We start from the raw sequence: 13,173 nt of genomic DNA on the forward strand, positions 1-13,173 counted from the left end.
GAGGCGGCGCGGCGTTTGGAGGTCCTCGGATCAAGCCCGAGGATGACGACCCCTTTGCCTCAGCCGTTCAGCCCGGCCTCCGCCTCGATCTCGCGGCGCGACTTCCGCGCGCGTTCCGTCGCCGATTTCAGCTGACCGCAGGCGGCCATGATGTCCTCGCCCCGCGGCGTGCGGATCGGCGAGGCATAGCCGGCCTTGTGCACGATGTCGGCAAAGCTCTCGATCCGGTCCCAGTCCGACCGCTCGTAGGGGGAGCCGGGCCATTCGTTGAACGGGATCAGGTTGATCTTGGCCGGAATGCCCGAGATCAGCTTGACCAGCCGCCGTGCATCCGCGTCCGTATCGTTCACGCCCTTCAGCATCACGTATTCGAAGGTGATCCGCTCCGAATTCGACAGCCGGGGATATTCGCGCAGTTCGTTCAGCAGCGTCTCGATGTTCCAGCGCTTGTTGATCGGCACCAGCTTGTCCCGCACCTCGTCGGTGGTCGCGTGGAAGGACACCGCCAGCAGACAGCCGATCTCTTCGGCGGCCCGCGCGATCTCGGGCACCACGCCGGAGGTCGACAGGGTGATCCGGCGGCGGGACAGGGCGATCCCCTCGCCGTCCATCGCGATCTTCATCGCGTCGCGGACGGCTTCGAAATTGTAGAGCGGCTCGCCCATCCCCATCAGCACGATGTTGGACAGCAGCCGGTCCTCGCGCTTGGGCGCGCCGGGCACGGGCCATTCTCCCAGATCGTCGCGCGCCAGCATGATCTGGCCGACGACTTCGCCCGCGGTCAGGTTGCGCACCAGCTTTTGCGTGCCGGTGTGGCAGAACGAACAGGTCAGCGTGCAGCCGACCTGGCTGGAAATGCAAAGCGTGCCGCGATCCGACTCGGGGATGTAGACCGTCTCGACCTCGTGCCCGCCCGCGATGCGCACCAGATACTTGCGGGTCCCGTCGGCCGAGATCTGTTTCGACACGACCTCGGGCAATTCGATCACGAACCGCTCGGCCAGCGTCGCGCGGAAGTCCTTGCTGAGGTTGGTCATCGCGTCGAAATCGCGGACACCCCAGTGATAAACCCACTGCCACAGCTGGTTCAGCCGCATCTTGAGCTGTTTCTCGGGCACACCGGCCTCGACCAGCGCCTCGCGCATCCGGTCGCGGGTCATGCCGATCAGGTTCGCGCGGCCATCCCCTTCCGGCAATTTGCGCGGAATGGTGTGGACGTCTTGCGTGATCGGCGTCGCGGGCGCGGAATCGGACATGGCGGGCTCCTGTGGAAGTCTGGCCATATATGGGATCCGGTCGCGAAATGAAACAGGCGTCAGATCGCCAGCAGGATCAGGCCGATCAGTCCCGGCAGCGCCTGCACCACTGCCCCTGCCCTGAGCCGCGAAGTTGCCGCCAGTGTCGCACCCGCGACCACGACGAACAGACAGATGAACGCCGCGAAGGCGACCGAGCCCGCGACAATCGCCCAGACCGCGCCGAGGGCGAGCATCAGGTTGTAGACCCCCTGGTTGAAGAACAGCACCTCCAGCGCCTTCGCCTCGACCGCGGGATCAAGCGCGCTGTCGGGCTTCATCCGGCGCATCATCCGGCGGCTGAAATCCGGGCGTTTCCAGAGGAACGACTCACCGATGAAGAAGATCACGTGCAGCGCCGCGATCAGCAGCAGGATCAGTGTAACGCCAGTCGACATCGAGGGTCCTCCGCTTGTGCCTGACAAGGGTCTGCGCGCGGCGGGTTTCTGTCAATTCCGCACCATTCGAACGCTACGTCATGGCCCTGCGAAACTGCGGATCGACCCGGTCGGGCCAATGCGCCATGCTGGACCCGACACATCGAAGCAGCCGAGGGAGGCCGCATTGAAACACCTTGTCCTTATCCCCGCTCTGATCCTGTGCCCGCTCCCGGCGGCTGCCGACTGGCGGACCTCTTCCCCCCTGCCCGACCTTCTGCGCTTCTCGAAGGGCGAGATGCCGGCCAATCCGCTCAGGCTGACAGGCACGGAGATCCTCGATGCCCTCGTTCTGGACACGGTGGACCTGACCAATGGCTCCGCACGGGTGATTCAGCTTCGCAAGCCCGCGAAGACGATGGAGTTCACCGCCGCCTCCGTGCCGCAGGCGCAGGCCGGGCGTATCACGTTTCACAGGGACGGCACGGTGCGGATGTGGCTTGGGGATACCGAGCACAGGGGCTCATGGTCCATCGACGGCGACCTGCTGGGCGTCACACTGCCGGTTCTCGATGGCGGGCAGCGGCGGAGCGGGACCGTTGCGCTGGTCGCCGACAGCGACGCGGCGCAGACAGTTCACTACGAATGGGCCGGGTTCGAATTTCGGAACCTGCCAGGTCAGATGGAACGCTGACCCTGGCACGCGAAGGGCCCTCCGCGTGCGGAAGGCCCCGAGCGCTCATCCGATGCGCGTCACTGGCAGCGCTTTTCCGCTTCTTCCACCGCGGCGGTGAAGCCGAACAGCGAGAACGTGTCCTTGGTCGAGGTCCCCCGCCCGGACACGCCGGTCACGACGGCAGAGGTCCCGCGCTTGAGCGCGGTCAGGATCTTGGTGTCCTCGGCGGGCGAGGCGGACCACGCCCATTCACCCTCGGTGAACAGCTCGAACTCCGTCCCGTCCACGTTCAGGTTCACGGTCGACCCGTCCGCGAAGGGATAGCCGCCGGTGAACGTGACCTGACCGGCGACTTCTGCGCCGGGGCGATAGAACGCCATGAACAGGATATCCGACCGGCGCACCGAAACGACGCGCCCGTCCTTGGTGTTCACCGTTTCCTTGGGGGCGGAGACCGCCCAGCATTCCTTGGGATCGTTTTCGACGAAAACGCTCCAGTCCGTCTTGGCCGCGACCTGATTTTCGCTCGCGCTCTGCGCGAAAACGCCGCCCGCCATGGTGAGTGCCCCCAGCATCGCTGCCGCCATAGGAACCCGAACCTTCATACTGCAGCCTCCAAGCTGTCTCAGCCTCATTCATGAGACCCGCGCGACCGTGTAACCGGACTTGTTCCCCGCAGGCCATTCCTTTCTCGACGCCGGCACATTAACGTGAAACGACCCTCCGGCGAAAGGCCGGATGGCAGAAATTCGCATAGATTTGAGGATGGGGATCATGAGCGCGGCAGTGCCATTGGTCGAGGTCACACGCGGGCCATTTGTCGAAAGCCAGCACAGGGGGCACGCGGTGATCTGCGACACCTCGGGCCAGATCGTCCGATCGTGGGGCGATCCGGACCTGACGATCCTGCCCCGGTCGTCCTGCAAGATGGTGCAGGCCCTGCCGCTGATCGAAAGCGGCGCGGCGGATGCGGCCGGGCTGACCTCGCGCCAGCTCGCCTTGTCCTGCGCCTCGCACAACGGGGCGTCGATCCACACCGGTCCCGTGCGCGACTGGCTGGCGACCTTGGGCCTGACCGACGACGCCCTGCGCTGCGGCCCGCAGGAGCCGGGCGACCGAACCGCGATGGAGGCGCTGATCCGCGCGGGCGAACTGCCCTGCCAGTATCACAACAACTGCTCGGGCAAGCACTCGGGCTTCCTGACACTGAACCGGCACATCGGCGGCGGCAGCGAATACCACGAACCCGATCACCCGGTGCAGACCGCCGTCCGTGCCGCCTTCGAGGAGGTGACGGGCGAAACCAGCCCCGGCTACGGCATCGACGGCTGCTCGGCCCCGAACTTCGCGACTTCGCTGACCGGGCTGGCGCGGGCGATGGCGGCCTTCGCGGGCGCACGCGAGGGACATGGCACCCGGCAGACGGCGCAGGCGCGACTGGTGCAGGCGATGATGGCGCACCCGGAACTGGTCGCGGGCGAGGGGCGGTCCTGCACCGCCCTGATGCGCGCGATGGAGGGCCGCGTGGCGGTCAAGACCGGGGCCGAGGCGGTTTTCGTGGCGATCCTGCCGGAGAAGGGTCTGGGTGTCGCGGTCAAGATCGAGGACGGCACCACGCGGGCCTCCGAATGCGCGATCACGGCGATCCTGATCGGCCTCGGCGTGCTGGATCCGGGGCATCCGGCGGCCAGGGCCTTCGGTCACATGCCGATCCTGAGCCGTCGCGGCGCGGTCGCGGGCGAAGTGCGTCCTGCCGCCACGCTCGTCACCGGCTGGTAGGATTTACACCCGGTCACCCAGACCGTGGATCAGCGCGGCGCCGGTTTCGAACCAGGCGCCGCGCAGTTTCGTGAAACCCTCGGCATGCGTATCGACCGGCACCAGCGGCAGACCAGTTTCGTCTCCGGACAGTGCGGCGGTGGCCATCGCCTTGCCGAACAGGGTCCCCGGCGCGATCCCCCGTCCCGAGTAGCCGAACGCGGCATAGGCCGAGGGGCCGAAGTACAGGATACGGGGCAGCTTGTCCGACGACATGCCGATGCGCCCGGACCATGCATGGGTGAAGACCGGATCGGGCAGGTCCGGGAAGTAGCGCCGGAATCGCCGCCGCGCCCAGCCGAGGTGCAGGGCCCGGCCCGGCGCCTCGAGCGATCCCATGGCACCGATGATGATCCGTCCCGCCGCGTCGCGCCGGACCGAGGTCATGACCATCGCGGTGTCCCAGCATCCCTCGCCACCCGGCAGGATGTGGTCCGCCGCCCCTTCCGGCAGCGGGTCCGTTGCGGCCTGGAAGTAGTGCACCGGCGTCATCGGGCCGGGCACCGTGTCGGCAAGCCCGGTGTGATAGGCGTTGGAGGCCAGCACTACTGAATTGGCCACCACATGCCCATTTGCCGTGCGGACTATCCAGCTGTCGCCCTCACGGCGTAGCCCGGTGACCGGGCTGTTTTCATGCAGCGCAGCGCCAGCGGACACGGCCGCACGGGCAAGCCCCCGGCAATAGGCCAGCGGCTGGACCGTGCCCGCACGGGTATCGTGAAGGGCGCCGTGGAACCTGTCGCTGCCGGTTCGGCGGGCGGTTTCGGCTGCGTCCAGAAGGGTGACGGGCGCGCCACGGCCTGACTGCTGCCGGTGCCGTTCGCGCAGATCCGCCAGACCGGACGCGGCATGCGCGAGGTGCAGCGTGCCCGCACGCCGGGGTTCGCAGGCGATGCCATGCCGTTCGATCAGGTCGAACACCAGCGCAGGCGCCTCGCCCAGCATCGTCACCAGCCGCTCCCCTGTGCCGCCCGGCAGGATCGCCTCGATCTTGTCCGGCGGGGTCCAGAGGCCGGCATTCACCAGCCCGACATTCCGGCCCGAACCGCCATGTCCGACAGTCGCGCCCTCCAGCAGCACAACCTTCGCCCCCTGCTCCGCGGCGGCCAGCGCCGCCGAGCAGCCGGTGAACCCGCCGCCGATCACGCAGAGGTCGGCGGCCGCCTGCCCGCTGAACGCGGGGGCATCGAACCGTTCGGCGCTGCTGTCGGTCCAGAGGTTCTTCATTCCGGCGGCTCCTTGGGTGATCGGCGCGACAGAACCACATCCGTGCAGGCTGCGCGAGGGGGGCTTTTCGCCTTTCGAAGCGGCGGTAGACTGGCATACCATCCGGTCAGTCCGGCCCTGCCCGGAACCAGAGGAGGAGACACCAAGCCATGATGAACCCAGACAAGCTGCGGCTCGACCCGCCCGATCCCGCGTCCTATTCCCCGCGCCAGAAAGAGGTGCACGAGATGATCGTCGCCGGTCCGCGCGGACGGGTCGTGGGACCGCTGGCGCTGTGGCTGAACCGCCCCGAACTGGCCGCCAATGCCTCGGCACTGGGCGGCTACCTGCGCTACAGCACCTCGCTCGGGCCGAAACTGGCGGAGCTGGCGATCATCACCACGGCGCGGTGCTGGGACGCGGAATTCGAATGGTTCGCACACAAACGCCTCGCGCTCGAAGCAGGGTTGGATCCCGCGATCGCCGACGCGATCCGCGACCGGAAGGAACCCGCGTTTTCGGACGCCGAGGAAGAGATCGTCTGGCGCTTCACGTTGGAGGCGTTCACCAACCCGCGCAAGCAGGTCAGCGATGCGACCTTCGCCAAGGCGTTGGAGGTGCTGGGCCGCGACCGGGTCGTCGATCTGGTCGGGGTGATCGGCTACTACAGCCTCGTCTCGGTGACGCTGAACAACTTCAACATCATGCCCGAAGACGGCATCGCGCTGGAACTTCAGGACTGACGTGAACCCTGCGGCCCGCGCGCCACGCGCGGGCTGCACAGTCAGCCGACGGCGCTGACGCTCTCGCCCTTGTATTCCTCGACCCAACGGCACATGGCCGCCTCGGCGCCGGGCGCGTCGCGTGACTCGACGGCCTTGCGGATCTCGTTCAGGGCGGCCGCCATCTCGATCTCGGACAGATGCTTTTCCTGCGCCCGCAGGATCTTGGGATGCGGCGTGGTCAGCATGTCGGAACCGATCAGCAGCTCTTCGTGCAGCTTTTCGCCCGGACGCAGGCCGGTGATCTCGATCGCGATCTCGCCGTTGGGGTTGTTCTCGTCCCGGACGGAATATCCGGCCCCCTCGATCATCTGACGCGCGACCTGATAAATCGGCACGGGCTCGCCCATATCCAGCACGAAGACGTCGCCGCCGCGGGCAAAGCTGTCGGCGGACAGAACAAGGCGCACGGCCTCGGACACCGTCATGAAAAAGCGCGTGACGCGTGGATCGGTGACGGTCACGGGTCCGCCACGGGCGATCTGTTCCTCGAACAGCGGAATGACCGAGCCGGAGGACCCGATGACATTGCCGAACCGGACCATCGAATACCGCGTGCGGCGCGACCGGGTGGCGAGGTCCTGAACGATTTCCTCGGCCAGACGCTTGGTCGAGCCCATGATGGACGAGGGCCGGACGGCCTTGTCGGACGAGATCAGCACGAAGCGTTCGACTCCGACCTCGCCCGCCGCATCGGCGACGATCTTGGTCCCCAGCACGTTGTTGCGCAGCCCTTCGATCGCGTTGGTCTGGACCATGGGCAGGTGCTTGTAGGCGGCGGCGTGCAGAACGACGTCGATTTCGTTTTCGGCCATGACCGAGACGACAAGCGACTTCTCGCAGATCGAGCCAAGCACCGGAATCACCTGAAAATCAGGCTCGAGCTCGGCCAGTTCGCGTTCGATATTGTAGAGCGCCAGTTCGCTGTGATCGAGCAGAACCAGCCGTTTCGGGCCACATGCGGTCAGCTGGCGGCACAGTTCCGAACCGATCGAACCGCCGGCCCCGGTGACGAGAATATTCTTGCCGCCATAAGCGTCGCTGATACCGGGCAGTTCCTCTTCCAGCCGGTTGCGGCCCAGGATTTCCTGAATGTCGAAGGTCAGGACGTTCTGATGACCGAAGCCCTGTTGCGCCACCATCTGCGCAAACGAAGGCAGCGACTGGACCTCGCAACCGACCTCGCGCAGCCGGCGAGAGATCCGGGCCTGCACCGCCCTTCCTTCGGACGGCATGGCAAGGATGATGCGATCGACGCTGTTCCGCTTCACGATCTCCTTGATGTGGAGCGGTGAATGGACCCTGAGGCCCGAGATCGTCAGGCTCTGGAGTCGGGGGTTGTCGTCGACGAACGCGACCGGCACGACGGCATCGTCCGTTGTCAGGGCCGCTGCCAGCTGCCGCCCGGTCTGGCCCGCACCATAGATCAGGATGCGGCGGCGATGACCGCGGCGCATATAAATCCACTTCAGCGTGTGAAGCATCCCGAGGCGTGCGCCAACGGACAGGATCATGAAGGCCATGGTCGTGATGACCACCTCCAGAAGCGTCACGTGCACGCCGGGGATGAAATTGCTCAGCCCGCAGGCCGCGCCGATCGCCAGGGCGAGAATCGCCGTATCCGTGATTCCGTTGGCCTCGTATGCCAGGAGCTTCTTGCGATCGAGTTCGAGATAGATGGTCATCCCGACACCGGTCGCCAGGCAGGTCGCTGCGACACGCCAGTCGATATACAGGCCCGTCGCATTCGACGGCACCAGGATCGCCACCACGGAAAGGGCCACGAGGACCAGAAATGCATCGACAGAGATGAGGATCAGCCGCTTGTGCCAGGCATCCAGCTTTATTGCCCACTCGAACAGCATCTAGTTGACCTCGAAGCTCCGTATTACGCCAGGGCTAGGCAGCCCATGTTTCAGACGGAGTTTAGTGACCGAAATATCGCACATATATGTGACACGGCCGGTTCCTAGCGAATATTCTTTACTGAATGGTCTAAAGCCCTGTCGCTCGCAAGAAATTTTTCTGCATCCGCGAACGGATGGGCGGAAATCCGCACTTATCGGCGGCGCCTTGGCGACATACGAGGCAGAACGGTCGCGAACATCAGCCAGATATCCCAGCAGACGGTCCGGCTGCGGCCGTATATGATGTCCAGCCGGGCCTTGGCCGGAACGCAGCGGCGCACATAGACCGACTCGGTCTCTTCGGGCGTCTTGCAAGGAACCAGAAGCGCCGTTTCGCGGGCGTGGAACATGATCGACGCCAAACCCGTCAGACCCGGCCGGTTCTTGAGAACCTCGGCATAGAGGTCCGGGAACATCTCGACATAGCGGCGCAGGGGCGGGCGCGGCCCGACGAAACTGATGTCGCCGCGCAGGATGTTCCAGAGCTGGGGCATCTCGTCCAGCCGGTAGCGCCGCAGGAACCGGCCGGTCGGCGTGATCCGGGCCAGCTTGTCCCCGCCTGAAACACCGGCGTCGTCCGGATCGACCTTCATGGTGCGGAACTTGACCAGACCGAAGGGCTGCCCCGGCGCCTTCATCCGTTCCGACACGAAAAAGACCGGGCGCCCGTCCCGGATGGCGACGACCAGCGAAACGCAGAGGATCGCGGGCCACAGAAGGGCAAAGAGAATCGCGCAGGCCGTGAGATCCATCAGGCGCTTCATGGGCGTCATGTCACCGGCTCCATCAACGTCCGCCATTCGGCGACAAGCCGTTCGGGGTCGGCGCTTGCGACCAGCGGCGGACCGATCCGGCGCCAGAACGAGTCGCTGATCGCCATGGACTGCAGGGCGTCCTGCGGGGCCGGTCGCCATGACGGGGTCCGGCCTGCCGCCGCGAGAATCCCGTCCATCGCCACCGGCGCCGGTCCGGCGAGGTTCAGGACAGGGGGCAGGTCCTCGGGCGGCAGATCGGACAGGCGCAGAAGCGCTGCCGCCAGATCGGATGGTGCGACGTAGCTGCGCAGGGGCCCGCCGCCGTCCGGGAACCGGTCCAGCACGATATCGTTGCCGAGCGCGAGGTTAGAGAACAGCATGTCTGCCCCGGCGACGTTGGCCAGCCGCAAGGCACAGCTGGCCGGAGTCCCGCCGAGTTTGGCGATTTCGCGCTCCATCAGCGCCTTGGCGGCTCCATAGGGATTGCGTGGCGCGGGCGTGTCGGTTTCGGTCCACAGACGTCCCCCGCCTCCATAGACCGCCGCACTGGACATGTGGATCACGCGGCGCGCGCCAACGGCCCGCGCCAGTTCCGTCGCCCGACGTGCCAGAAGCGCGTTGTCGGCAAGTTCCTCCGGCGTTCCGGCGGTCACGCCCCACATGGCCAGAACGGTCTCAGCCTGCCCGAGGCCCCCGGCCTGTCCGGTTTCGGTCCAAAGGCGGTATCCAGGGTGATCCCTGCCAATCCAGCCGCTCACCCGCGCCCCGGCTTCGGTCCCCTCCCAAAGGCTGCGCAGGATCCTGCCGAGTTTTCCGCTTGCACCAACCACCAAGATGTTGGACATCGCGGCCGTTTCGTGCGCATTTCGTGTCACAGTGGTTAACCGGAGTTGCGGCGGGACAGGGTCCAAGCTGTCTATCACCGCCGATACGCATTAGAAAAGTCCGGGAACGACGGACGGGGGTCAGGCAAGATGGAGACAAGACGCGCGCAGGCAGTAATCGGCCTCGTTATCGTCTTGCTGACAGCCGCCTGCGGACTTCCGCGCGGGGCCGCTCTCCAATCGGAGATCGTCAAGGAAGCTGACACCAAGCAGCCCACCTTCGATGTCGTGGACGTCACACGCGATTCGGTGGCCCGCATCAAGACATGGCCCGTCACCGGCACCCACGAGGGATATTCGTGGCCGAATGCAACGCGCGGGCCCAGATCGCAGGTCATCCGGCCGGGCGACAGGCTGGACCTCGTGATCTGGGACAGCGAGGAAAACTCGCTCCTGTCCAGCCCGTCACAAAAGACCGTTGCGATGCAGGGCCTTGTGGTGTCGCCCAGTGGAACGATCTTTGTCCCCTACGTGGACGAAATCGTGGTGAACGGGCAGACACCCGAACAGGCCCGGCGCGACATCCAGGACAAGCTGAACACGGTTCTGCCGTCCTCGCAGGTCCAGATCGCCATGACCGAGGGCGCGCAGAACTCTGCCGATCTGGTCAGCGGGATCGCGAAACCCGGCAGCTATCCGATCCCGAATCGCGACACCAGAATTCTGAGCCTCATCTCGCTTGGCGGGGGCATTTCGCCATCAGTCCGTAACCCCGTGGTGCGGCTGATGCGTGATGGGCGCAGTTATCGGATCCCAGCCAAGGAACTGCTCGCGAACCCCGCGCGCAATGTTCTGGTACGCGGCGGCGATCAGGTGATCGTGGAAGCGGACGACCGCTACTTCACCGCGCTCGGCGCCAGCGGCACCGAAGAGCTGATCTATTTCGACCGCGAGACGGTGACTGCGCTCGAGGCGATGTCGATGGTCGGCGGGCTGTCCGAAACCCGCGCAAACCCTCAGGGCGTGCTGGTTCTGCGTGAGTATCCGGCCAAGACACTGAGAGCCGACGGCAAGGGTCCCAAGATGACGGACACCGTTTTTGTCATCGACCTGACCTCGGCGGACGGGCTGTTCGCGGCCCGCAATTTCCGTATTTATCCGGGCGATACGATCTATGTCACGGAAAGCGCACTGACAGTCGCGAACACCGTGTTCGCCATCATCGGGCGGCTGTTCTTCTTCGAGTCCCAGCTTGCCAATCTGTGACCGGGTTCGGATCCGGCCTTGTGCCGGACCGACCGGGGTCAGACGGACCGGAACGGGGAGGATCCTATGGACAAGCAACGCGAAAGCATCGCGATCGAGCCGCCACGGCAGGACTGGCTGGACCTGACTCAGGAAGACATCCTGGATCCCGGTCTGCCGATCATCGACCCGCATCACCACCTGTGGGACCGGCTGGGCGGCTTTCTGGCGGACGAGATCATGGCCGATACCTCGTCCGGTCACAACATCCGCAAGACGGTGTTTGTCCAATGCCGCTATGCGCACCGAACGGACGGACCCGAAGCCATGCGTCCCGTGGGCGAGACCGAGGCCGTCGTCCGCGTCGCAGAGGAAACCGCGCAGCGCGGCGCGGCGACAGAGATCTGTGCCGGGATCGTCGGCTTTGCGGATCTGACGCTCGGCGGAGCCGTCGCCGAAGTGCTGGAGGCGCACAAAGCGGCCTCTGGCGGCCGGTTCCGCGGCATCCGTCACATCACCGCATACGAGGAATCGTTCGACACCTTCCTCGCCCCCGTAGCCCCCGACGCGATGACCTCCCCCGCCTTTCGCGAAGGATTCGCCTGCCTGTCGGCGGCGGGGCTGAGTTTCGACGGCTGGCTCTACCACCCGCAGATCCCCCAGTTCACGGAGCTTGCGCGCGCCTTCCCGGACACCGTGATGGTTCTTGACCATGTGGGCGGCCCGCTGGGAATCGGCCGCTATCGGGGCCGGGCGGACGCCACCCATGCGGAATGGCTGGCCTCCATGCGCGACCTGGCGGCCTGCCCCAATGTCAACGTCAAGCTGGGCGGGCTGGTCATGGACATCACCGGCGCAGAATGGGCCGCTGCCGCCACCCCGCCGGGGTCCCGCGCGCTGGCGGACGCGTTCCGGCCGTGGATGGAGCCGGTGATAGAACTGTTCGGGGCAGACCGCTGCATGTTCGAAAGCAACTTTCCGGTCGACAAGGTCTCCTGCTCATATCCGGTGCTCTGGAATGCCTTCAAACGCCTCGCAGCGGGCGCCGGAGAGACTGAGAAAGCCGCCCTGTTTCACGATACGGCGGCGCGGGTCTATCGAATCTGACCGCGCTAAAGCTCCTGTTAACACCCCTCGGCTAATGAGGCCGCGGGTGAGTGAAACGGGTGGTGAGCATGAGCGGGCAGTCGAATGCCGCGCCGGTCATCATCAAGCGCAAGAAGGTCGTCGGCGGCGACGGACATCACGGTGGTGCCTGGAAGGTCGCGATTCTTGGTTCCTTTGGTCGAAGGACGCCTTGCGCCCGTTTCACACCCCGCCCGAATTGGGCGGATACAACGTCATTCTGACCAGTGCGGGAGAGGCCATGCGCCACTCCGCGCCATCCAATGGGATGCGGCGCCAGGATCGCGCCAAGACCCTAATGATTACCTAAACGCCCTCCCGTCTTTCCGGCGGATTTGAACCAAACCTCTCATGCCCGACGCTGCACCCGGCTCGCCGGATCGTTGTGCACCACAGTCCGCCGCCCCTCGCGGTCATAGACCTCAAGTGACCGGCTCAGCCGCCCCAACGTGCCGAGCCGGTTCGCGACAGCCCGGACACCCCGCATCGCAGTATCCAGAAGTTCCTGATTGCGGGCTGACTTTTCCAGGAGCGCTGTCAGCCTGCTGCGATCGGCATCGGACGTGATCAGGTCGGTGGCGAAAACCCCTTCCTTCTCCTCCAGCACGTCATGCAGCGCCCCGAAATCGCCGTCGAGCAGTGCGGCGCGTTCGCGGTCAAGGACCCGGTCGAGCCGGTGAAGAATGTCATTCTGCGCCGCGTCAGTCATGTCTCCCTCCGGCGCAGGCCAGCCTCGAACCTTTCGGCCAGGCCGATACCTTTTGCGGCAATGGCCCGCGCCTGTTCCTGTCGCAGGAAGGAGGCGAACTGCGCCTCGCCGGGGCCACCACCGAATGCGCCGCGCGGCGCGCCGACCCCCGCGGACTTCAGCATTTCGTCAATAAAAACGACCTCAAGTTCCATCGCGACACGTTTGAGCGAGCCGGGATCGCGGGTGGCCTGTGTCACACCGATCTGCGTGGCGGAAAGCATTCGATACCTCCAATTGTGGTTACTTTCGCGATCCTGGCCCGTGATCGGTAAAGGCCGGGTAACCGATTTCGAGGAAAGTGACGCATCGCTGGAAGAAATCCGGGACAGCCATGCATCTCGCCTTACGCCTCACAACTCCGCCCGCCGCTGCAGGCGCGTTGCCCCGGCCCTCGGATGATCGACAGACTGGT

Annotated in this window: 14 protein-coding genes and 1 pseudogene; 6 read left to right on the top strand and 9 right to left on the bottom strand. The window is 65.6% G+C overall.

Annotation, left to right across the window (positions count from 1 at the left end; all coding sequences use genetic code 11):
- Positions 1-59: 59 nt before the first annotated feature.
- The gene (gene rlmN / locus ATO6_RS02535) at positions 60-1,256 is read right to left on the bottom strand and encodes a 23S rRNA (adenine(2503)-C(2))-methyltransferase RlmN (RefSeq protein ID WP_088622362.1); all 1,197 of its coding nucleotides are present in this window, start codon (positions 1,254-1,256) and stop codon (positions 60-62) included.
- Positions 1,257-1,315: 59 nt separating this feature from the next.
- Complete coding sequence (locus ATO6_RS02540) at positions 1,316-1,693, bottom strand: DUF1304 family protein (RefSeq protein ID WP_088622363.1); 378 nt, start codon at positions 1,691-1,693, stop codon at positions 1,316-1,318.
- A 166-nt stretch (positions 1,694-1,859) separates the two neighbouring features.
- Between ATO6_RS02540 and ATO6_RS02545 the strand changes: the two genes are divergently transcribed.
- On the top strand, positions 1,860-2,366 hold the full coding sequence (locus tag ATO6_RS02545) for a hypothetical protein (RefSeq protein WP_088622364.1): 507 nt from the start codon (positions 1,860-1,862) through the stop codon (positions 2,364-2,366).
- Between the two features lie 59 nt (positions 2,367-2,425).
- Here the strand turns inward: ATO6_RS02545 and ATO6_RS02550 are convergent, their stop codons facing one another.
- Entirely contained in the window at positions 2,426-2,935 is a 510-nt protein-coding gene (locus ATO6_RS02550; protein WP_088622365.1) for an invasion associated locus B family protein, read from the bottom strand.
- A 187-nt stretch (positions 2,936-3,122) separates the two neighbouring features.
- On the opposite strand from ATO6_RS02550, the gene ATO6_RS02555 reads away from it, so the two are divergent.
- Positions 3,123-4,127: an asparaginase gene (locus tag ATO6_RS02555; protein WP_088623377.1), complete on the top strand. Its 1,005-nt coding sequence runs from the start codon at positions 3,123-3,125 to the stop codon at positions 4,125-4,127.
- Positions 4,128-4,130: 3 nt separating this feature from the next.
- On the opposite strand, the gene ATO6_RS02560 is transcribed toward ATO6_RS02555, so the two are convergent.
- Entirely contained in the window at positions 4,131-5,393 is a 1,263-nt protein-coding gene (locus ATO6_RS02560; RefSeq protein WP_088622366.1) for an FAD-binding oxidoreductase, read from the bottom strand.
- A gap of 149 nt (positions 5,394-5,542) precedes the next feature.
- Between ATO6_RS02560 and ATO6_RS02565 the strand changes: the two genes are divergently transcribed.
- The gene (locus ATO6_RS02565) at positions 5,543-6,115 is read left to right on the top strand and encodes a carboxymuconolactone decarboxylase family protein (protein WP_088622367.1); all 573 of its coding nucleotides are present in this window, start codon (positions 5,543-5,545) and stop codon (positions 6,113-6,115) included.
- 41 nt (positions 6,116-6,156) lie between these two features.
- On the opposite strand, the gene ATO6_RS02570 is transcribed toward ATO6_RS02565, so the two are convergent.
- The 3 genes from ATO6_RS02570 to ATO6_RS02580 all read right to left on the bottom strand — a co-directional run bounded on the left by ATO6_RS02570 (position 6,157) and on the right by ATO6_RS02580 (position 9,661).
- Complete coding sequence (locus ATO6_RS02570) at positions 6,157-8,019, bottom strand: nucleoside-diphosphate sugar epimerase/dehydratase (protein ID WP_088622368.1); 1,863 nt, start codon at positions 8,017-8,019, stop codon at positions 6,157-6,159.
- Positions 8,020-8,213: 194 nt separating this feature from the next.
- On the bottom strand, positions 8,214-8,834 hold the full coding sequence (locus ATO6_RS02575) for a sugar transferase (RefSeq protein WP_088622369.1): 621 nt from the start codon (positions 8,832-8,834) through the stop codon (positions 8,214-8,216).
- Entirely contained in the window at positions 8,831-9,661 is an 831-nt protein-coding gene (locus ATO6_RS02580; RefSeq protein ID WP_088622370.1) for an NAD(P)-dependent oxidoreductase, read from the bottom strand. The genes ATO6_RS02575 and ATO6_RS02580 overlap by 4 nt, the downstream gene beginning before the upstream one ends.
- A 129-nt stretch (positions 9,662-9,790) precedes the next feature.
- On the opposite strand from ATO6_RS02580, the gene ATO6_RS02585 reads away from it, so the two are divergent.
- The 3 genes and pseudogenes from ATO6_RS02585 to ATO6_RS25390 form a co-directional block, all read left to right on the top strand.
- Positions 9,791-10,906 carry a polysaccharide biosynthesis/export family protein gene (locus ATO6_RS02585; RefSeq protein WP_088622371.1) on the top strand — a complete coding sequence of 372 codons (1,116 nt, stop codon included), beginning with the start codon at positions 9,791-9,793 and terminating at the stop codon, positions 10,904-10,906.
- Positions 10,907-10,972: 66 nt separating this feature from the next.
- Complete coding sequence (locus ATO6_RS02590; protein WP_088622372.1) at positions 10,973-11,992, top strand: amidohydrolase; 1,020 nt, start codon at positions 10,973-10,975, stop codon at positions 11,990-11,992.
- Positions 11,993-12,060: 68 nt separating this feature from the next.
- Positions 12,061-12,153, top strand: a pseudogene (locus ATO6_RS25390) (chemotaxis protein MotB); the annotation flags it as partial.
- A 206-nt stretch (positions 12,154-12,359) separates the two neighbouring features.
- Here the strand turns inward: ATO6_RS25390 and ATO6_RS02595 are convergent.
- Entirely contained in the window at positions 12,360-12,719 is a 360-nt protein-coding gene (locus ATO6_RS02595; protein ID WP_088622373.1) for a flagellar biosynthesis protein FlgN, read from the bottom strand.
- Positions 12,716-12,982, bottom strand: coding sequence for a rod-binding protein (locus tag ATO6_RS02600; RefSeq protein WP_088622374.1), 267 nt, complete (start codon positions 12,980-12,982; stop codon positions 12,716-12,718). Before ATO6_RS02600 ends, ATO6_RS02595 begins: the two co-directional genes overlap by 4 nt.
- Positions 12,983-13,173: the final 191 nt, after the last annotated feature.

It is taken from the genome of Oceanicola sp. 22II-s10i, from assembly GCF_002210105.1.
Classification (GTDB): Bacteria; Pseudomonadota; Alphaproteobacteria; order Rhodobacterales; family Rhodobacteraceae; genus Pseudooceanicola.

Coding starts and splice junctions, on each gene's coding strand:
- ATO6_RS02565 (WP_088622367.1), top strand. CDS start 5,543: ATGATGAACCCAGACAAGCTGCGGCTCGACCCGCCCGATCCCGCGTCC.
- ATO6_RS02560 (WP_088622366.1), bottom strand. CDS start 5,393: ATGAAGAACCTCTGGACCGACAGCAGCGCCGAACGGTTCGATGCCCCC.
- ATO6_RS02540 (WP_088622363.1), bottom strand. CDS start 1,693: ATGTCGACTGGCGTTACACTGATCCTGCTGCTGATCGCGGCGCTGCAC.
- ATO6_RS02570 (WP_088622368.1), bottom strand. CDS start 8,019: ATGCTGTTCGAGTGGGCAATAAAGCTGGATGCCTGGCACAAGCGGCTG.
- ATO6_RS02550 (WP_088622365.1), bottom strand. CDS start 2,935: ATGGCGGCAGCGATGCTGGGGGCACTCACCATGGCGGGCGGCGTTTTC.
- ATO6_RS02575 (WP_088622369.1), bottom strand. CDS start 8,834: ATGACGCCCATGAAGCGCCTGATGGATCTCACGGCCTGCGCGATTCTC.
- rlmN (WP_088622362.1), bottom strand. CDS start 1,256: ATGTCCGATTCCGCGCCCGCGACGCCGATCACGCAAGACGTCCACACC.
- ATO6_RS02580 (WP_088622370.1), bottom strand. CDS start 9,661: ATGTCCAACATCTTGGTGGTTGGTGCAAGCGGAAAACTCGGCAGGATC.
- ATO6_RS02585 (WP_088622371.1), top strand. CDS start 9,791: ATGGAGACAAGACGCGCGCAGGCAGTAATCGGCCTCGTTATCGTCTTG.
- ATO6_RS02590 (WP_088622372.1), top strand. CDS start 10,973: ATGGACAAGCAACGCGAAAGCATCGCGATCGAGCCGCCACGGCAGGAC.
- ATO6_RS02600 (WP_088622374.1), bottom strand. CDS start 12,982: ATGCTTTCCGCCACGCAGATCGGTGTGACACAGGCCACCCGCGATCCC.
- ATO6_RS02555 (WP_088623377.1), top strand. CDS start 3,123: ATGAGCGCGGCAGTGCCATTGGTCGAGGTCACACGCGGGCCATTTGTC.
- ATO6_RS02595 (WP_088622373.1), bottom strand. CDS start 12,719: ATGACTGACGCGGCGCAGAATGACATTCTTCACCGGCTCGACCGGGTC.